16 protein-coding genes are annotated in these 19502 nt (G+C 71.2%); 7 read left to right on the forward strand and 9 right to left on the reverse strand.

What is annotated here, in order from left to right; translation table 11 throughout:
- Window positions 1-49: 49 nt before the first annotated feature.
- A complete protein-coding gene (locus AC4OXY_RS30765) occupies window positions 50-574 on the reverse strand; it encodes a DinB family protein (protein ID WP_356026397.1) in 525 nt (174 codons plus the stop codon).
- A 51-nt stretch (window positions 575-625) separates the two neighbouring features.
- Here AC4OXY_RS30765 and AC4OXY_RS30770 point away from each other — a divergent pair, with 51 nt between their 5' ends.
- From AC4OXY_RS30770 to AC4OXY_RS30790, 5 genes are all read left to right on the forward strand, one after another.
- Window positions 626-1420 (forward strand): methyltransferase domain-containing protein, encoded by a 795-nt coding sequence (locus AC4OXY_RS30770; protein WP_491991426.1) that lies wholly within the window; start codon window positions 626-628, stop codon window positions 1418-1420.
- An 827-nt stretch (window positions 1421-2247) separates the two neighbouring features.
- Entirely contained in the window at window positions 2248-3021 is a 774-nt protein-coding gene (locus AC4OXY_RS30775; protein WP_356026401.1) for an isoprenyl transferase, read from the forward strand.
- 468 nt (window positions 3022-3489) lie between these two features.
- Window positions 3490-4815 carry an RNA 5'-3' helicase PhoH2 gene (gene phoH2 / locus AC4OXY_RS30780; RefSeq protein WP_356026404.1) on the forward strand — a complete coding sequence of 442 codons (1326 nt, stop codon included), beginning with the start codon at window positions 3490-3492 and terminating at the stop codon, window positions 4813-4815.
- Between the two features lie 398 nt (window positions 4816-5213).
- Window positions 5214-5921 carry an aggregation-promoting factor C-terminal-like domain-containing protein gene (locus AC4OXY_RS30785; protein WP_356026407.1) on the forward strand — a complete coding sequence of 236 codons (708 nt, stop codon included), beginning with the start codon at window positions 5214-5216 and terminating at the stop codon, window positions 5919-5921.
- 139 nt (window positions 5922-6060) lie between these two features.
- Window positions 6061-7425 carry an AI-2E family transporter gene (locus AC4OXY_RS30790; RefSeq protein ID WP_491991427.1) on the forward strand — a complete coding sequence of 455 codons (1365 nt, stop codon included), beginning with the start codon at window positions 6061-6063 and terminating at the stop codon, window positions 7423-7425.
- Window positions 7426-7447: 22 nt separating this feature from the next.
- On the opposite strand, the gene AC4OXY_RS30795 is transcribed toward AC4OXY_RS30790, so the two are convergent.
- Window positions 7448-7981, reverse strand: coding sequence for an alkyl hydroperoxide reductase (locus AC4OXY_RS30795; RefSeq protein WP_376288795.1), 534 nt, complete (start codon window positions 7979-7981; stop codon window positions 7448-7450).
- A 3-nt stretch (window positions 7982-7984) separates the two neighbouring features.
- On the reverse strand, window positions 7985-8539 hold the full coding sequence (locus tag AC4OXY_RS30800) for a peroxiredoxin (protein WP_491991428.1): 555 nt from the start codon (window positions 8537-8539) through the stop codon (window positions 7985-7987).
- A 142-nt stretch (window positions 8540-8681) separates the two neighbouring features.
- Between AC4OXY_RS30800 and AC4OXY_RS30805 the strand changes: the two genes are divergently transcribed.
- Window positions 8682-9629 carry a LysR substrate-binding domain-containing protein gene (locus AC4OXY_RS30805; protein WP_376288920.1) on the forward strand — a complete coding sequence of 316 codons (948 nt, stop codon included), beginning with the start codon at window positions 8682-8684 and terminating at the stop codon, window positions 9627-9629.
- Between the two features lie 47 nt (window positions 9630-9676).
- Here the strand turns inward: AC4OXY_RS30805 and AC4OXY_RS30810 are convergent, their stop codons facing one another.
- From AC4OXY_RS30810 to AC4OXY_RS30830, 5 genes are all read right to left on the reverse strand, one after another.
- Window positions 9677-12010, reverse strand: coding sequence for an FtsX-like permease family protein (locus tag AC4OXY_RS30810; protein ID WP_356026419.1), 2334 nt, complete (start codon window positions 12008-12010; stop codon window positions 9677-9679).
- On the reverse strand, window positions 12007-12696 hold the full coding sequence (locus AC4OXY_RS30815; RefSeq protein ID WP_376288796.1) for an ABC transporter ATP-binding protein: 690 nt from the start codon (window positions 12694-12696) through the stop codon (window positions 12007-12009). Before AC4OXY_RS30815 ends, AC4OXY_RS30810 begins: the two co-directional genes overlap by 4 nt.
- Window positions 12693-13217, reverse strand: coding sequence for a PadR family transcriptional regulator (locus AC4OXY_RS30820; protein WP_356026424.1), 525 nt, complete (start codon window positions 13215-13217; stop codon window positions 12693-12695). Before AC4OXY_RS30820 ends, AC4OXY_RS30815 begins: the two co-directional genes overlap by 4 nt.
- A gap of 94 nt (window positions 13218-13311) precedes the next feature.
- The gene (locus AC4OXY_RS30825) at window positions 13312-13584 is read right to left on the reverse strand and encodes a type II toxin-antitoxin system antitoxin (protein WP_376288797.1); all 273 of its coding nucleotides are present in this window, start codon (window positions 13582-13584) and stop codon (window positions 13312-13314) included.
- On the reverse strand, window positions 13581-14555 hold the full coding sequence (locus AC4OXY_RS30830) for an SPFH domain-containing protein (protein ID WP_491991429.1): 975 nt from the start codon (window positions 14553-14555) through the stop codon (window positions 13581-13583). The genes AC4OXY_RS30825 and AC4OXY_RS30830 overlap by 4 nt, the downstream gene beginning before the upstream one ends.
- A 226-nt stretch (window positions 14556-14781) precedes the next feature.
- Here AC4OXY_RS30830 and AC4OXY_RS30835 point away from each other — a divergent pair, with 226 nt between their 5' ends.
- Window positions 14782-17130, forward strand: coding sequence for a transglycosylase domain-containing protein (locus tag AC4OXY_RS30835; protein WP_491991430.1), 2349 nt, complete (start codon window positions 14782-14784; stop codon window positions 17128-17130).
- A gap of 63 nt (window positions 17131-17193) precedes the next feature.
- Here AC4OXY_RS30835 and AC4OXY_RS30840 read toward each other — a convergent pair whose 3' ends face one another.
- Window positions 17194-19260, reverse strand: coding sequence for a SpoIIE family protein phosphatase (locus AC4OXY_RS30840; protein WP_356026434.1), 2067 nt, complete (start codon window positions 19258-19260; stop codon window positions 17194-17196).
- Between the last annotated feature and the right edge of the window lie 242 nt (window positions 19261-19502).

A 19502-nucleotide genomic window follows, 5' to 3' on the forward strand; every position in this document is an offset into this window, starting at 1 on the left:
CGACCGCCGACCGCCGACGCGTCGTACGCCCTGGCCGGTCCGCACCCGCTCAGCCCGTCGTACCCCCGGCCGGCGGGTGGTCGCCGGTCGCGCCGTCGATCAGTTCCCGCAGGATGTCCATGTGCCCGGCGTGCCGGGCGGTCTCCTCGATCATGTGGACCAGCGTCCAGCGCAGGCTGACCGTGATGTCCCGCCAGGCCGGGCGGCCCTGGGTGTCCAGCGGCAGCTCCGTGATCATCGCGTCGGCGGCGGCGCGGGCCCGGCCGTAGAAGGCGGTGATCCGTTCCGTCGTCTCCTCGGGAGTGATCCGCAAGTCGTCGTACGGGTCGAACCACAGCGGCTCGGCCCGTCCGCCGAACGTCTCCACGAACCAGCCGTACTCGACGGACGCCAGATGCTTCACCAGGCCCAGCAGGTTGGTGCCGGTCGGTGTCATCGGCCGGCGCAGCTGCTCGTCGTCGAGGCCCTCCAGCTTCCACAGCACCGCGTCCCGGTGCCGGTCCAGGCTCGCGTGCAGTGTCTGCTTCTCATCGGCGCAGTACGTCGGCGTACGGGTCGTCCCGGAGGTCGTCATGGGCGCGGAAATTACCAGGCCCCGCCGACACCGGGCTGCGATCATGAGGGCATGACTGCTGCGTCGGCGAACCGCTCCTTCGAGGATCTCGTGGCCGAGGGCGCCGCCGTGCCGACCGAGGGCTGGGACTTCTTGTGGTTCGAGGGGCGGGCCACCGAGGAGCGGCCCTCGTGGGGGTACGCCGTGCTGGCGGGGGAGCGGCTGGCCCGGGCGCGGGCGGCGCTGGACATCCAGACCGGCGGCGGTGAGGTGCTGGACTTCGCGCTGGGCCGCAACGAGCCGGCCCGGCCGGTGCCGGTCGCCGCGACCGAGGGCTGGCCGCCGAACGTCGCCAAGGCCACCGCGCTGCTGCGGCCGCGCGGTGTGGTGGTCGTCGCCGCCCCCGACGACGCCCCGCTGCCGTTCGCCGACGGGGCCTTCGACCTGGTGCTCAGCCGGCATCCGGTGCGCCCGTACTGGGACGAGATCGCGCGGGTGCTGAGCCCCGGTGGCACATATCTCGCCCAGCACGTCGGGCCGGCCAGCGTCTTCGAACTCGTCGAGTACTTCCTCGGGCCGCTGCCCGCCGAGGCGCGCGCCGGCCGGGACCCCGAGCGCGAGCGGGCCGAGGCCGAGGCGGCCGGCCTGGACGTCGTCGGGCTGCGCGCGCAGCGGCTGCGGATGGAGTTCCACGACATCGCCGCCGTCGTGCACTTCCTGCGCAAGGTGGTGTGGATGGTCCCCGACTTCACGGTGGCGGCGTACGAGCCCCAACTCCGCGCGCTGCACGAGCGGATCGAGCGGGAGGGCCCCTTCGTGGCGCACAGCACCCGGCATCTTTTCGACGCCCGCAAGCCGGTCCGCTGACGGTCGGGCCGGACAGGAGAAACGGGGCGGAAACGGGCGCGGTTCACGCGGAGTTCGCCCGGGGTTTCCACATTGTTATGCGCTCGGGTTCACATCCGTCCCACGTGTCACGTAAGTTCAGACCAAGGTAATTCGCGTGAGCAAAGCAGCGCGGCCGGTACCGCGCAGTGGAGGGGGCTGCGCGGTGCCGTGAGCCTGTCCGATCTCCGTGCGGCGCCGTGGCGGAACCGTCAAGCCGCCGTTAGCGGGCCGGGTAGCCCGTCGGGGGGATGTGCGGACAAGTCACCGCAGAGTCCCCAAACTGGCCTAAAGCTTACGAACTCTTCCGAATACCTTCGTATCCGACCCGTTTTCCCTGTGATTCCACTGTGAACCAGCCATGGGCCACCCCTGAATCCAGGATTCCGCAGTCGCCGGGGCGTCGCCGCATGATTTCGGAGAGTAGTTGTTCCACGCCGATGCACCCACCATCCCTTACGAAGGGTTATGGTGGAAACCCCCCCCTCGGGCCGGTCCGTCTCCCCCCCACGGACCGGCCCGTTTTTTCTGCCCGCACTCCGGAACCGCTCGGCACCGGGTCGGCGTCCCCCTCAGGGAAGGCGCGGGGCTGTGTCCGGCATGCGGCCCCGCCGCGTGGGTGCGAAGACCCCCACCGACCCGCAGCCCCCGACCCGCAGCCCGCCCACCCGCAGCCGACGACGAACCCGCACGAACCCCTCACTCCCAAACCCCGGGCCGTGGCAAGCCCCAAGCACCGGTAGGCTCAACGCCTCAGGCGCCGCACGGCTCCGGCACCCATCTCTCCCGCCAATCCCCCGGAGGGCCACGTGAACCTGCGCGACACCCTGCGCAGCCTGCTCGTCAGGCTCTACGCACGCCGCGTGGAGGGCCACCTGGACCACGATCAGGTGCCCAAGCACATCGGCGTCATCATGGACGGCAACCGCCGCTGGGCGAAGGCGTCCGGCTCGACCACCGTCCACGGCCACCGGGCCGGCGCGGAGAAGATCGAGGAGTTCCTCGGCTGGTGCACCGAGACCGACGTCGAGGTCGTCACCCTCTGGCTGCTGTCCACGGACAACTTCGACCGGCCGCAGGAGGAACTCGTCCCCCTGCTCGGCATCATCGAGGACGTCGTCCGCTCCCTCGCCGCCGACGGCCGCTGGCGGGTCCACCATGTGGGCGCGCTCGACCTGCTGCCGGGCGGAATGCAGCACACCCTGAAGGAGGCCGAGGAGGCCACCGCCCACGTCGACGGAATAGTGGTCAACGTGGCCATCGGCTACGGCGGCCGGCAGGAGATCGCCGACGCCGTGCGGTCCATGCTGCTCGACGCGCAGGACCGGGGCGTGGCGATGGAGGACCTCGCCGAGTCCGTCGACGTCGACATGATCGGCCGTCACCTCTACACCAGCGCGCAGCCCGACCCGGACCTCGTCATCCGCACCAGCGGCGAACAGCGGCTGTCCGGATTCATGCTCTGGCAGACCGCTCACTCGGAGTACTACTTCTGCGAGGTGTTCTGGCCGGCCTTCCGGAAGGTCGACTTCCTGCGCGCGCTGCGCGACTACGCCGCACGTCACCGCCGTTACGGCGGCTGACCCCCGCCGCACGCCCCGTCGCCGCCCGGTGACGGGGCGTTGTCGTGCGCCCCGGTTCGCGAGGACGTCACCAGGAGTTCACCGGTGCGCTGTTGGCCGCATTTGCATGGCGGCGCATGTTCGAGGGCATAAGCCAGACAGGTTGACGCCCGAACCACGGGCGTCGGATCTCAGCGGGCGGCACGGGGCCGTCCGCCCGGGAGGCCCTTTGCACCAGCCCGACCGTGCGGTCACTGCACGGAAGCAGCCGCGGAGGGCCGGTCCCCGGCCCGCCGTGTGCGAGGGCCGGCGGCCGGCCTGGTCAGTGCCCGTCCTGCCGGACGGGGCATTCCCGCCCTCGCGGGCGGGATTTTCCCCACCCTCCCGGACGGGATTCTTCCCACCCTCCCGGGCGGGAATTTTCCCACCCTCCCGGCCCAGCTTCCACCTCGTCGCTCCCCGACCTCATCCGAGGGGGTACGTCCTTCCGTGGTGACCAGCACAAAGCGCCACAAGCCAGACCGGCGCACCTATGTTCTCGACACCAGCGTCCTGCTGGCCGACCCGAACGCCCTGACCCGCTTCGACGAGCACGAGGTCGTGCTCCCGATCGTCGTGGTCACGGAGCTGGAGGCCAAGAGGCACCATCCTGAGCTCGGCTACTTCGCCCGGCAGGCCCTGCGCCTGCTGGACGACTACCGGGTGAAGAACGGCCGCCTCGACGCCCCCATCCCGATCGGGGAACTCGGCGGGACCGTACGGGTCGAGCTCAACCACTCGGACCCCAGCGTGCTGCCCAGCGGCTACCGCCTGGGGGACAACGACTCCCGCATCCTCGCGGTGGCCCGCAACCTACAGGCCGAGGGGTACGACGTCACCGTCGTGTCGAAGGACCTGCCGCTCCGGATCAAGGCCTCGTCCGTGGGCCTCCTCGCCGAGGAGTACCGCGCCGAACTCGCCATCACGGAGAACTCCGGCTGGACCGGGATGTCCGAACTCACCCTGCCGGGCGAGCAGGTGGACATCCTCTTCGAGGAAGGGCATGTGTACGTCCCGGAGGCCGCAGGCCTCCCGGTGCACACCGGCCTGACCATCCAGTCGGAGCGCGGCAAGGCGCTCGGCCGCGTCACCGCCGAGGGCAACGTCCGCCTGGTGCGCGGTGACCGCGAGGCGTTCGGCATCAAGGGCCGCAGCGCCGAGCAGCGCATCGCGCTCGACCTGCTGCTCGACCCGGACGTCGGCATCGTCTCGATGGGCGGCCGGGCCGGCACCGGCAAGTCGGCGCTGGCGCTGTGCGCGGGCCTGGAGGCGGTCCTGGAGCGCCGCCAGCACCAGAAGGTGATGGTCTTCCGGCCGCTGTACGCGGTCGGCGGCCAGGAGTTGGGCTATCTGCCCGGCTCCGAGGCGGAGAAGATGAGCCCGTGGGCGCAGGCCGTCTTCGACACGCTCTCGGCGGTCACCAGCCGCGAGGTCATCGAGGAGGTCACCGCGCGCGGCATGCTGGAAGTCCTGCCGCTCACCCACATCCGGGGCCGCTCGCTGCACGACGCGTTCGTGATCGTGGACGAGGCGCAGTCGCTCGAACGGAACGTCCTGCTGACCGTTCTGTCCCGGATCGGCTCCAATTCGCGGGTCGTTCTGACCCATGACGTGGCGCAACGGGACAATCTGCGGGTCGGTCGCTACGACGGTGTCGTCGCGGTCGTGGAGAAGCTGAAGGGGCACCCGCTGTTCGCCCACGTCACGCTGACGCGGTCCGAGAGGTCCCAGATCGCGGCGCTTGTGACCGAAATGCTGGAGGAAGGTCACATCTGACCCGTCCCGCAGCGCAGTTGACGCCGTCCGGCAAAGGCCAAGAGCCTAGCCGGGCGGCGTCTCGGCGTGTGGAGCTTTCCGGAAATCCCCTGGAGCAAACGGGATGTGAGCTTTCACACGCAACACAGAATTGCCACCCGGCGGCCGGTTACGGCAGAGTCTCAGTCCTGTCAGGCCCCGCATACGACACACCTGTACCCCCAGCGGTACAGCACCACTGAAGCACCACCAACTCCATAGAGTTCGTCGTATGCCGCCCGAGCACCACACGGCGCTCCCTCCGGGGAGTTGCCCACCGGGCCCGCGCCTCCCGTGACCCCGCAGTTGGGAGGCCAGTGTCAGGGGCACGATTGCGTCCGCCAGGGTCACCGAAGCGGGCGATGCTGGAAGGAAACCGTGTGAGCCGGATTTCGGTCCGGGGATTCGCAGTGGCTTCGGCCACCGCGGTCACCGCCGTCGGAAGCGTCGTCGGAGTTGCGTCGGGCAGCGTCGCGCAGAACAACAATAACGACGCCGAGTCGACGGCTGCCGACACCACGCTCCTCGCGGACATACCCGCGGGTCAGCAGGCCCAGGTCCAGACCGCGTCCCTGACGCAGCAGGCCGACGCCCAGGCCATCGCCGCGGACGCGAGCGCCAAGAAGGACGCCGAGGCAGCGGCCCGCAAGGCAGCCGCCGAGACCGCGTACGCGAAGAAGGCGGCCGCCGAGAAGGCCGCGGAGGAAGCCAAGCAGCGCACCGAGGCGAAGGCCGCGGCCAGCCGCAGCAGCGACCCCAGCCTCGGCGACGGCAGCTTCCCCGTGCAGTCCTCCTACACGGTGGCGCAGGTTCAGGCCATCGCACGGCAGATCGTGCCGGCCGGCCAGTACCAGTGCTTCAGCAACATCGTGACCCGCGAGTCCACCTGGAACTACCAGGCGGTCAACGCCGCGTCCGGTGCCTACGGTCTGGTGCAGGCCCTGCCCGCCGGCAAGATGGCGTCCGCGGGCGCCGACTGGCGGACCAACCCGGCCACCCAGATCAAGTGGGGCCTGAGCTACATGAACGACCGGTACGGCAGCCCGTGCGACGCCTGGACCTACTGGCAGGCGAACGGCAACTACTGAGTCCGACCGCGGCTCTCAACCTCGCGAAGCCCCTCCCCGTCCTCAGGGGAGGGGCTTTCGCCCTGTACGGTCTACCCGGATACCTCCTGGGGGAGGAGAGGTGGCGAACACGCGGGGACGCGGGGGAAGAGGACGGATCATGTCGCGAGTGCCAGGGTGGCTCGGCAAGCTCGGTGCCGGCCTCACCGAGATGAGCGAGCGCCTGGACGAGCGCCGCGCGGAGGTGGAGCAGGAGAGCGACCCGCTCGCCGCGCCCGCACCCCCGGCTCCCGCCCTCGCCGCCGACAGAACCCCGGCCGCCGACGGCCCCCCGGCCTCCGCCGCCGACACCCCGCCCCCGGCCGGCACCTCCGCGCCGCCGGCAGGCCCCCGTCCCGACCCGGCCCTGGCCGTCCCCTGGGGCGTACGCGTCGCCGCCGAGGCGGGCTGGCGGCTGCTGGTGCTCGCCGGGACCGTCTGGGTGCTGATCCAGGTCATCAGCGCGGTCCAGCTGGTGGTGTTCGCCGTCGTCATCGCCCTGCTCGTCACCGCGCTGCTCCAGCCGACGGTCGCCCGCCTCACCCGGCGCGGGGTGCCGCGCGGCATCGCGACCGCGCTCACCGCCATCAGCGGGTTCGTCGTCATAGGGCTGATGGCCTGGTTCGTGACCTGGCAGGTCATGGAGAACATCGACACGCTCTCCAACCAGATCCAGTCCGGCATCGACGACCTGCGCAACTGGCTGCTGAAGAGCCCCTTCCACGTCACCGACAAGCAGATCAACCAGATCGCCAAGAACCTGCGCGAGGCGATCGGCGCCAACACCGACCAGATAACGTCCGCCGGTCTGGAGGGCGTTCAGGTCATCGTCGACTTCCTCACCGGCCTGCTGCTGGTGTTCTTCTCGACGCTGTTCCTGCTCTACGACGGCAAGCGCATCTGGCAGTGGTTCCTGAAGCTGGTGCCCGCCGCCGCCCGCCCGGGCGTGGCCGGCGCCGGCCCGCGCGCCTGGCGCACCCTGACCGCGTACGTGCGCGGCACGGTCCTGGTCGCCCTCATCGACGCCACCTTCATCGGGATCGGCATCTACTTCCTCAACGTGCCGATGGCCGTCCCGCTGGCCGTCTTCATCTTCCTGTTCTCGTTCATCCCGCTCGTCGGCGCCGTCGCCTCCGGCGCCCTCGCGGTGATCGTGGCCCTGGTCACCCAGGGCGTCTTCACCGCCGTCATGACCCTCGTCGTCGTCCTCGCCGTGCAGCAGATCGAGGGTCACGTCCTCCAGCCGTTCATCCTCGGCCGCGCGGTCCGCGTCCACCCGCTGGCGGTGGTCCTCACGGTCGCGGCCGGCGGCATGGTGGCCGGCATCGGCGGCGCCGTGGTGGCCGTACCGCTGGTGGCGGTGACGAACACGGTGGTCGGATACCTGAAGCAGTACTCGGAAGAGCTGCAACAGCAGAAGGCCTTCGCCCCGCCCACGCCCGCCTCCGAGCCGGAGAACGCCGAAGACCCCGTCCACGCGGAGTGAACGGGGCCCTCGGACAACGGCCTTACTCGGCGAGAACCGCCTCGGCCTCCAGCGTGACGCCCACGGCCTGAACCACGGAGGCGATCTTGAACGCCTCCTGGATCACGTCGCGCTCCACGCCGGCCTTGCGCAGGACCTGCTCGTGCGAGTCCAGGCACATGCCGCAGCCGTTGATCGCGGAGACCGCGAACGACCACAGTTCGAAGTCGGTCTTGTCCACGCCCGGGTTGCCGATGACGTTCATCCGCAGGCCCGCGCGCAGGGTGCCGTACTCGTGGTCGGACAGCAGGTGGCGCGTCCGGTAGAAGACGTTGTTCATCGCCATGATCGCGGCGGCCGACTTGGCGGCCGTGTACGCCTCCGGCGTGAGGTTCGCCTTCGCCTCCGGCTCCAGCTCACGCAGCACGATCGGGGAGCGGGAGGCGATGGCGGTCGCCAGCACCGTGCCCCACAGCTGCTGCGCCGGCAGGTCGGAGTTGCCGATGACCGAGCCCAGGTTGAGCTTCAGGTCCTTGGCGTAGTCCGGGACGCGGGACTTCAGCGAGTCGAGCGACATGGGTCACTCACCGGCCAGCAGCGCGACCGGGTCCAGGGTGTTCTCACCCTTGTTCCAGTTGCACGGGCACAGCTCGTCGGTCTGCAGGGCGTCCAGGACCCGCAGGACCTCCTTGGGGTTACGGCCCACGGAACCGGCGGTGACCATGGTGAACTGGATCTCGCGGTTCGGGTCGACGATGAAGACGGCGCGCTGCGCGAAGCCGTCCTCGCCCTCGATGCCCAGGTCGCGCATCAGCTCGTGCTTGGAGTCGGCCATCATCGGGAACGGCAGGTCGGTCAGGTCCGGGTGGTCCTTGCGCCAGGCGTGGTGCACGAACTCGGAGTCACCGGAGAAGCCGAGGATCTGCGCGTCACGGTCGGCGAACTCGTCGTTCAGCTTCCCGAACGCGGCGATCTCGGTCGGGCAGACGAAGGTGAAGTCCTTCGGCCAGGCGAAGACGACCAGCCACTTGCCCTCGTAGGACTTGTGGTGGATCTGCTCGAACTCCTCGCCCTTCTCCAGCGAGACGCAGGCGGTCAGTTCGAACTCGGGGAACTTGTCACCGACAGTGATCACACGCTCTCCTTGCAGCGAAGAAACACCCCTTTTGAGGGAGTTTCCCGTGATGGGTTGGACGCTGCTGATGGTGGCACAGGGTGCATTGATTAGTGAAATAGCTACACTCGGACTTGTTGATCGGAGGTAGTTATCAGTGACCATCAGTAGCGGGAAGCGGAGGCAGCCGAGCCTCGCACAGCTGCGGGCCTTCGCCGCCGTCGCCGAGCATCTGCACTTCCGGGACGCGGCCGCCGCGATCGGGATGAGCCAGCCCGCGCTGTCCGGCGCCGTCTCGGCCCTGGAGGAGACCCTCGGCGTGACCCTCCTTGAGCGTACGACGCGCAAGGTGCTGCTCTCGCCCGCCGGCGAGCGGCTCGCGGTGCGGGCCAGGGCGGTACTGGAGGCGGTCGGGGCGCTGCTGGAGGAGGCCGAGGCGGTCCGTGCGCCGTTCACCGGGGCGCTGCGCCTCGGCGTGATCCCCACGGTCGCGCCGTACCTGCTGCCGGCCGTGCTGCGGCTCGTGCACGACCGCTACCCCCAGCTCGACCTCCAGGTGCACGAGGAGCAGACCGCGAGCCTGCTGGACGGCCTCCACTCCGGCCGCCTGGACCTGCTGTTGCTGGCGGTCCCGCTCGGTGTGCCCGGTGTGGTCGAACTCCCCCTCTTCGACGAGGACTTCGTGCTCGTCACCCCGCTCGACCACTGGCTCGGCGGCCGCGAGGGCATCCCGCGCGAGGCGCTCAGGGAGCTGAACCTGCTGCTCCTGGACGAGGGCCACTGCCTGCGCGACCAGGCCCTCGACATCTGCCGCGAGGCCGGTCGTGCGGACGCCCCGGTCACCACCACGGCGGCCGGTCTGTCCACGCTGGTCCAGCTCGTCGCCGGCGGTCTCGGCTGCACGCTGCTGCCGCGTACGGCGCTGAAGCTGGAGACCGCCCGCAGCAGCCAGCTCCTGACCGGCGCGTTCGCCGACCCGGCGCCGAGCCGCCGGGTCGCCTTCGCGATGCGGGCGGGCGCGGCGCGGGCGGCCGAGTACGAGGAGCTGGCCGTGGCGCTGCGCGGGGCGCTCGCCGCGCTGCCGGTGCGGGTGCTCGGCCCGGACGCCTGAGCCTTCCAGGAGATCCGGGCGGGAGGGGCCCACGGCGCACCGCGCTCCTACTCCGTGCGCAGCCCCTCCGGGCGCATCATCCGCACCAGCGGCGGCAGGCTCAGGGCGGTGACCGCGAGGACCACCGCCGCCCCCGCGCCGGTCAGCCCCAGGACGCTCGGCCAGTCCACGCCGACCGGCGAGCCGACCATCTTCAGCAGCACCGCGCCGAGCGTCAGCCCCACGGCCGAGGCGAGCAGCAGGCCGAGGGCGATCGGGATCGCCGTCTGCCACAGCACCGACAGACTCAGGGTGCGCCGCCGGGTGCCGAAGGCGACCAGCGAGGACAGCAGCTTCCGGCGCTCGCGCAACTGCTCCAGCTGGGAGACCAGCAGGCTCGCGCCGATGAGGGCCAGCACACAGATGGCGCCGGCGAACGTACCGGTGCGGATGGAGGAGAACTGGGCCGTGCGCTGGGTGGCCGACCACTCCATCGCGTCCGCGAGCGGGTCGATCCGCGCGGCGGTGTTGCGGACGTGCTCGAACGCGTCCGGCACCGATGTGTCCACCGAGACGTAGACCGTCGCGTTCAGCAGGCGGCTCATCCGCTCGGGCACGGCGCCCGGGGTCAGCAGCACGCCGCTGTCCCTGGTCCCGCTCGGGCCGGTGATCGCGGTCGCCTGCCGCAGCCCGCCCGGCACGGTCCAGGTGACGTCCTTGCCGCGGCCCGTGCCGTTGACGCTGTCGACGTGGAGCGTGCGGCCCTGCCGGACGAGTTCGGCCACGTCCTCGTCGTTCGTCCCGCCCCTGGCCACGAACATGTCCCCGTCCGTGCAGGACGTCAGCCGGGCCACCTCGCGCAGTGCCGCACAGCTGCCGACGGTGACCAGCGTCGTGTGGGAGGGCCCGCTCTGCCAGTTCTGGTCGCCCAGTTCGGTGCTGCCGGTCGCGGACGCCTTCCGCACGCCCTCAGTGGTCGCGAACTGCCCGGTGGCCGAGCCGAAGTCGGCGCCGCGGGACAGGTTGACCTGCATCTGGGCCCGGGTGGTGTCCCGCCCGGTGTTCTTGGTGTAGTCGCCCTGGACGCCCGCGAACAGCATCTGCATCGCGACCGCTCCGGCCACCGCGACGGCGATGCCGTTCACCATGCGGGCCGCCGAGCCGCTGCTCAACTGCAGCCGCCGTACGGCCAGTTGCCAGGCCACCGGGCCGCCTCCGAGCCGGGCCACGACCGCCTCGACGACCCAGGGCAGCAGCGTGGTCACACCGATGAGCAGCAGCAGGACACCGCCGATCACCAGGTATGTGTTGAAGTCGCCGTTCGAGCGGCCCTGGCCGATCATCGGGGCGAGCATCGCGAGGCCGCCGACGGGCAGCAGCAGCCGCCACCAGAGCCGGCGGCGCGTGGGCCTGGCCGTACGGACCACGCCCAGCGGCTCGATGACCACCCTGCGCAGCGCGAACAGCGTGACCAGCACCGCGGCCGCGGGCACGGCGACCGCGACCAGGACGGCCAGCGCGGGCGAGGGGTTGAGGTAGCTGGGGAACACGCTGATGCCCACCACCTCGACCGAGCCCGCGAGCTGTCGGCCGAGCAGGAAGAAGACCGTGCCGAAGGCCAGCCCGACCAGCGATCCGGCGAGTGCCTCGCCCGCCGCGATCCGCCGGGTCATCCGGCTGTCGGAGCCCACCAGCCGCAGCGCGGCCAGCCGGCGGTCGCGCCGCTCGCCGCCGAACCGTACGGCGGTGGCGATGAACACCGCGACCGGCATGAGCAGCACCACGAAGACGACCAGTATCAGCAGGAGCAGCACCGGATCCAGGGTGTTCGACGACGCCGAGGGGCGCCCGAACTCGGAGATCCGGGCCGTCTTCCACCCGTCGATGTGTGCGGCGAGGTTCTTCCCCCCGGCGTAGTAGGTCAGTTCGCGCGAGCCGATCAGACCCTTCTCGGCGATCGTCCCGACGACCCGGTACGGCAGCCGCTCGCGCAGCAGCGCGCCGTCGCCGGAGCCGAGCAGTTCCTTCAGTGCGGGCGAGACGACCATCTCGCCCGGCGCCGGATACCTCGTCAGGCCCGGGGCGACGGGGGCCTTGGGCCCTTCCGGTTCCACCAGCCGGCCGCGGACGTCCTCGCCGTGGTACGTCGTGTCGGCGTCGGAGATCACCAGGGTGTTCGCGGCCTTGGCCCGGGGCGGGCCGTAGGTGTAGTCCATGCGCGCGTCGTCGCGGGCGTGCCGCACCGACAGCGCGTTCGGGATCGCGGTCGTCAGCAGCAGCAGGGCCACGCCGAGCCCGACGCCGACCGCCGTCAGCAGCACCCGGATCAGGCCCTCGCGCCCGCCGGTGAAGGCGAACTTGACCCCCATGCCGAGGTCCCGCCCCCATTGCCCCGCGCTCACGCGACCCGCTCCATGTCCCGGGACCTGCCGTCGCGTACGACGATCTCGCGGTCGGAGTAGGCGGCCACCCGGGCCTCGTGCGTGACGAGGACGACGGCCGCGTTGGAGGAGCGGGCCGCGTCGGTCAGCAGCTCCATCACACGCTCGCCGTTGAGGGAGTCCAGGGCGCCGGTCGGCTCGTCGGCGAAGACCACGCGGGGCCCGGTGACCAGCGCCCGCGCCACCGCGACGCGCTGCCCCTGGCCGCCGGAGACCTCGCCGGGCCGCTTGCCCCGCAGGTCGTCCACCTCCAGGCGCTCCATCCAGGTGAGCGCGGCCTTCTCGGCCCGCCTGCGGGAGGTGCCGTTCAGCCGCAGCGGCAGGGCCACGTTCTCCACGCAGGTCAACTCGGGCACGAGCTGGCCGAACTGGAAGACGAACCCGAAGTCGGAGCGCCGCAGGGCGCTGCGCTGGGCGTCGTTCATGCCGGCCAGTTCACGGCCGTCGTAGACGATGGACCCGGAGTCCGGCGGGACGATGCCGGCGAGGCAGTGCAGCAGGGTCGACTTGCCGGAGCCGGAGGGGCCCATGACGGCGACGACCTCGCCGGGGTGGATGGAGAACTCGGCGCCGTCGAGGGCGACCGTGGGGCCGTAGGCCTTGCGCAGGTCCTCGGCGGCGAGCAGGGAGCCGGCGGGGGCGCTCATCGGGTCACCTCCGCGCGGAGCTTGTCCAGGCGCGCGGCGGTCAGCTCCAGCCAGCGCAGGTCGGCCTCCAGGTGGAACAGCGCGTGGTCGCAGACCAGCTGGTCCGCGAGGTCGCCCTTGCGCTTGCGGTCCGTCAGGATCCGCATGCTGCGCAGGTGCTCGGCGCGCTGGGTGTCGAGGATGTCGGCCGCGTTCCGGTGGGTCAGCAGCGCGAGGACGACCTTGGTGTACAGGGTCGACTGGAGGTACTCCTCGGGCTTCTCCGGAGTCGCGAGCCAGCGCTCGACGTCGGTGATGCCGGCGTCGGTGATGGCGTACCGCTTGCGCTCGGGGCCGCCGCCGGCCTCTATCCCGTCGACCTCGACGAGGCCGTGCTTCAGCAGCCGGGACATCGTCGAGTAGACCTGGCCGTAGTGCAGCGGCCGGTCCTGACCGAACTTCTCGTCGAAGGCCCGCTTCAGGTCGTAGCCGTGGCGCGGGCCGGACTCCAGGAGCCCCAGAAGGGTGTGACCGATGGACATGGCGAGCACTCTACACGCGGTGTATACGGGGCGTGTATACACGGAGTGTGCAGATCATGGCCCGGAGTACGGCGGTGCAGGTGGGAGCCGATTGTCACGGTTCCGAAACAGGCGGCCTGCCTCTGCGCGGCATCGGCCCTGTCTCCTTCGGCAGCCGGCCCGCCTCCGCGAGCGCGCGGCGCAGCAGGAACTCGATCTGCGCGTTGGCGGAGCGCAGTTCGTCCCCGGCCCAGCGGGCCAGCGCGTCGTACACCGACGGGTCCAGCCGCAGCAGCACCTGCTTGCGCTGCTGCGGCCGCCGCTTCGGCGTCTGCGGAGTGCCGTCCGAGGAGTCCGGAGTGCCCGGAGCGTCCGGGGAGTCCGTCACTGGTAGAGGGACCCGGTGTTGAGGACCGGCTGCGGGGCCCGGTCCCCGCACAGCACGACCATCAGGTTGGACACCATCGCCGCCTTTCGTTCCTCGTCCAGTTCCACGATGTCCGCCTCGGCGATGCGGGCGAGCGCCGTCTCGACCATGCCGACCGCGCCGTCCACGATCTGCCGCCGGGCGGCCACGACCGCGCCGGCCTGCTGCCGCTGGAGCATCGCGGAGGCGATCTCGGGAGCGTACGCGAGATGCGTGAAGCGCGACTCGATGATCTCGACTCCGGCCGCCTGTACGCGAATCCGCAGCTCGGCGGCGAGCTTCTCGGTGATCTCCTCGGCGTTTCCGCGCAGCGACAGCCCGCCCTCCTCGTGGGAGTCGTAGGGGTACTCGATGGCGATGTGCCGCACGGCCGTCTCGGTCTGCGTGGCGACGAACTCGGTGAAGTCGTCCACCTCGAAGGTGGCCTGAGCGGTGTCCTGGACCTTCCAGACCACGACCGCGGCCAGCTCGATCGGACTGCCGTAGGCGTCGTTCACCTTCAGTACGGCGGTCTCGTGGTTGCGCACCCGGGTGGAGATACGGGTCCGTGACGTGAAGGGGTTCACCCAGCGCAGGCCGTCCTCGCGGATCGTGCCCCGGTAGCGCCCGAAGAGCTGGACGACCCGGGCCTCGCCCGGCGCGACCGTGTTCAGCCCGCGCAGCGAGATGACCGCGGCGAGGAAGACGACGATCCCGGCGGGGATGAGCACGCCCTTGGCGGCGGGGGAGGAGAGGGCCGCGGCCGTGGCGAGCAGCGCGGCGGTGGCGCCGAGCCCGAGCAGGCCGAGCAGGAGAGCGAGTCCGCCGCCGATGCTGTGCGCGGTGAACTCCCGGGTGCGGGGAGCGGGCATCGCGGGTGCGTCGGGTGCGTCGGGTGCGTCGAGCGCCTCGGACGCGTCGACTGCGTCGGGTGCGGAGTCGTTCGTGGTCATGGTGGTCCCCGTTCCGGTGGTGTCGATGATGCGCCTATCGGCGATCTAGCTAAGTGATATCACTTTTCCCCGCCGAAGCAACCCTGCGGCCTCGTCAGCCGTCGGTTCCGTTGGGGCGGGTGCTGATTGTCACGTCCGTAAAAGAGCGGATCGGACGCCCTTTGTCATATAGACGGGTGTTAGCTTTCGGAGCTGACCCCGAGACGGAAGCGGAGCGTAGGGACCCATGGGACGAGCGGACGAGAGACGAGCGCGACAGCGCGGCGGCCACCGCGCGGCGCCCAGGCGAGGCCGCTCGCAGTCCGCACCGGCCGCCGCCTCCCCGTCCGCACCGGCCGGCGGCAAACCCCCCAAGGGCCGAATACGCCGGCTCTTCACCTGGAAGAAGATCCTCGGGACCTTCTTCGGCCTGGTGCTGCTCGTCATCGGCGCGTTCGTCGTGCTGTACATGACGATCGACATCCCGGCGGGCAACGCCACCGCCCAACTGCAGAGCAACATCTACAAGTACAGCGACGGCACGATCCTCGCCCGCACCGGCGAACTCAACCGCGAGAGCGTCGACCTCGCCGAAGTCCCCAAGGACGTCCAGCACACCTTCGTCGCGGCGGAGAACAAGACCTTCTACTCGGACTCCGGCGTCGACCTGAAGGGCACCACCCGCGGCATCCTCAACACCCTGGAGGGGCACGGCACTCAGGGCGGTTCGACGATCACCCAGCAGTACGTCAAGAACTACTACCTGGACCAGAACCAGACCGTCTCGCGCAAGCTGAAGGAACTGGTCATCTCGCTGAAGCTGGACCGCCAGAAGTCCAAGGACTACATCCTCGCGGGCTACATCAACACCAGCTACTACGGCCGCGGCGCCTACGGCATCCAGGCCGCGGCACAGGCGTACTACCACAAGGACGCCAAAAACCTCACGGTCCAGGAGGGCGCCTACCTCGCCGCGCTGCTCCAGGCGCCGAACCAGTACGACTGGGGCCTCGCGACCGACACGGGCAAGAACCTGGCGGTCGCCCGCTGGAACTACGTCCTGGACAACATGGTCAAGCAGCACTGGCTGGACGCGGGCAAGCGCCAGGCCATGAAGTTCGAGGTCCCCAAGGCGCCCAAGGCGGCGCCGGGCATGAAGGGGCAGACCGGCTACCTGGTCGACGCGGCCAACTCGGCGCTGTACAAGCAGCTCGTGTCCCAGGGCGACGCCGCCAGCCTCGGTGACGCCGAGGCGCTGGTGCGCAAGGGCGGCTGGACCATCACGCTCAACATCGACCGGAAGAAGCAGACCCAGCTGGAGCAGGCCGTCAAGGAGCAGCTGACCAGCAAGCTGGACGCGAAGGCGCGCTCCGTCGACGGCGACGTGCAGCCCGGCGCCGTCTCCGTCGACCCGCGGACGGGCAAGGTCCTCGCCATGTACGGCGGCACGGACTACTTCAAGCACTTCACCAACAACGCGACCCGCCGCGACTACCAGCCCGCCTCCACCTTCAAGCCGGTGATCCTCGCCGCCGCCATGGACGGGGGCGCCACGACGCAGGACGGCCGGGCCATCACCCCGAACACCATCTACGACGGCACGAGCGGCCGCCAGGTCGTCTCGGGCGGCGCCAAGGTCGGCTTCGGCCCGCCGAACGAGGACGACCGGGACTACGGCAACATCACCGTCCAGACGGCCATGAACCAGTCCGTCAACTCCGTCTTCGCGCAGATGGGCGTCGACGTGGGCATGGACAAGGTGATGGCCACCGCCGGCAAGCTCGGCATGGACACCAAGGGCATGGAGGCGGTCCCCGCGCAGACGCTGGGCTCCATGGGCGCGAGCCCGCTGGAGATGGCCGGCATCTACGCCACCCTCGACAACCACGGCAAGAAGGTCACCCCGGCGATCATCAAGTCCGCCGAGCACAAGGACCGTACGGTCAACCTGCCGGACCCGGTCGGCGACCAGGTGGTCAGCCGGACCGCCGCCGACACGGTCACCTCGGTGCTCACCGGCGTGGTCGACGACGGCACGGCCAACACGTCGGTGGCCAGCAACCCGGAGCGCAACGGCCAGCAGGTCGCCGGCAAGACGGGCACGTCCGACAACAACAAGTCGGCCTGGTTCACCGGCTACACGCCCGGCCTGGTCACCTCGGTCGGCCTGTTCGGCGAGTCCGCCAAGACCCACGCGCAGGTTCCGCTGACGGGCGCCACGGGCCTCATCACCGCGGGCGGCGGCCGTGTCAACGGCGGCAGCTATCCGGCGCTGATCTGGGCCGCGTACACCTTCGGGGCGATGGGCGACGTCAGCAGGTTCGACCTGGACACCACGCAGGGCGCGGCCGTCCAGCCGACCTACACGCCGACGGCCCCCTCGACGCCGTCCAACACGCCGTCGCATACGCCGAGCAGCAAGCCGCCGACGACCGCGCCGCCCACTCAGCCGCCGACCAGCAAGCCGCCGACGTCCGCACCGCCCACGCAGCCGCCGACGTCCCCGCCGCCCACGCAGCCGACGACGCAGCCGCCGACGGACCCTGTCACGGGTAACCCGCTCAATCCGGGCGGCGGCCAGAACTTCGGCCAGTAACAGCGCACAAGCCAAGGGCGCCCGGGAAGTCCCCGGGCGCCCTTCGCCTGTGCACCGGGAGCCTCAGCTCCGGTTCAGCTCGAACCACACCACCTTGCCGGCGCTCAGCCGGGTCGCGCCCCAGCGTCGCGCCAGCCTGTTGACCAGGTACAGGCCGCGCCCGCCCTCGTCGGTGGCCCGCGCCTGGCGCAGCCGCGGCAGTTGCGGCACGTCGTCGCCGACCTCGCAGCGCAGCACGTCGGTGCGCAGCAGCCGGAGCGTCACCGGCCGGGAGGTGTACCGTACGGCGTTCGTCACGACCTCGCTGACCAGCAGCTCCACCGAGTCCGTCAGGTCCTCCAGGTCCCAGCGGGCCAGCGCGCGGCGGGCCAGCCGGCGGGCCTGACCGGGGGCCGTCTCCTCCGGATCCAGCCGCCAGTACGCGACGTCGCTCGGCGCGATCCCGTCGAAGCGGGCCGCGAGCAGCGCGATGTCGTCGTCCCGGTCGCCCGGCCCGAGCATGTCCAGCACCTCGTCGCACAGGGCTTCCAGCGGCGGCGGATGGTCCGGGCCGGTCAGCCGGGCGGTCGCGGCGAGCTTCTCGCGCAGCTGCTCTATGCCGGTCCAGACGTCGCGCAGCCGGGACTCCACCAGGCCGTCGGTGTACAGGAGCAGGGTGGCTCCGGCGGGCGCGTCCAGCTCGACCGCCTCGAAGTCGACCCCGCCCACCCCGATCGGCGCGCCCGGCGGCACCCGCAGCACCTCGGCCCGGCCGCCCAGGTGCAGCAGCACGGGCGGCGGATGGCCGGCGTTGGCGATCGTGATGCGGTGCGTGACCGGGTCGTAGACGGCGTAGAGGCAGGTCGCCATGCGGTCCGTGCCGAGCCGCTGCGCCTGCTCGTCCAGGTGGTGCAGCACCTCCTGGGGCGGCAGATCCAGCCCGGCCAGCGTCTGCGCGGTCGTGCGCAGCTGGCCCATGATCGCGGCCGAGGTCATGGAGTGGCCCATGACGTCGCCGACGACCAGCGCGACCCGGCTGCCGGGCAGCGGGATCGCGTCGTACCAGTCGCCGCCGACCCGCGCGGTCTCGGCGGCCGGGAGGTAGCGCGAGGCCAGCCGGACGCCGGTCGGGCGGGGCAGGGTCTCGGGCAGCATGGTGCGCTGGAGCTCGTCGGCGATGTAGGCCTCCCGGCCGTACAGCACCGCCTTGTCGATGCCCAGCGCGCTGTGCGTGGCCAGCTGGGCGGCCACCAGCAGGTCGTCCGCCTCGAACGCGAGCCGCTCCGGGCGGCGCAGGAACAGGGCCGCGCCGATCACCCGGCGCCGGCCGCGCAGCGGGGCGAGGATCGCGTGCTGCCCGGACGGCACGAGCGCCTCGCCGCCGACGCCGAGCAGCTCGGGCAGCGCGGCCCGGGCGGCGGGCGCGTCCGCGAACACCGGCCGGACCCCGCGCAGCACCTCGTTCAGCGCGCCGCCGGGGCGCACTTCGCACAGCTCGGTGGTGAGCGAGGACAGCTCGGCCAGCACGCTCGGCTCCGGCTCGGGGTCGAAGGCCGGCGGCAGCAGGACACCCTCGGTGTCCCGCTCCTCCGGTATCCGGTCGCTGCGGCGCAGCCGCAGCACCACCGGACCGGTGGGCCGCTCGTCGCCGACCGGCAGCGGGTCGCGCAGATAGACCAGGATCGCGTCCGAGAACGTCGGCACCGTGGCCCGGCACAGCCCCATCACGATCTCGTCCAGATCGAGGCCGCGCGCGATGCGCCGGGTCGCCGCGCCCACGAACCTGAGCCGGTCGCCGTCACGCCGCATCGGCATCGGCCGGCCGGGCGGCAGTCCGCGTCCGGTACGGCGCTCCTGGGCGGCGGCCGACCGCTCCTGCTCGGCACCGGGCTGGGGCGGAATGCCCTCCGGTGCCGGGCGGGGGCGGTGCGCGCCGGGTTCCGCGGCGGCGGGCTGGGAGTGCTCGGGGCCGTTGACTGGGGGCTCCTTCCCCTTGCCGGCCGGGGGCTGTGGCCCCTTGCCGTCCTGTCCCACGGCCTGCGCCGGTAAGGCCGGGGTGCCGGGGGCCTTCTGAGCACGCAGGAACGCCCCGCGGCCCTCCGCGGGGTCGGCGCCCTGAGGGCACTCGAAGGAGGTGGGCTGCTCCGTCACGCCTGTCGCATCCGTCCGTCCGGGGCTGCACGCCGGGCGCGCAGTTGGTCCCGCCGAAATCCCGATACCCGCAATACGTGTCCCAGGAACGGAATTCCCGCGTGCTCAGGTGTTGATCCTGCGCCACCGGCGCGTCCCGGCGGGCCGGCGGTGGTGGTGCCCTGGTGCCCCTCGCTCACGTCCTGCCGCCCCTCGGTGACGATCGGTCAAGCCCGGCGCATGCTCTGACAGTTGTTGCTCAA

Source organism: Streptomyces sp. HUAS MG56 (genome assembly GCF_058673395.1).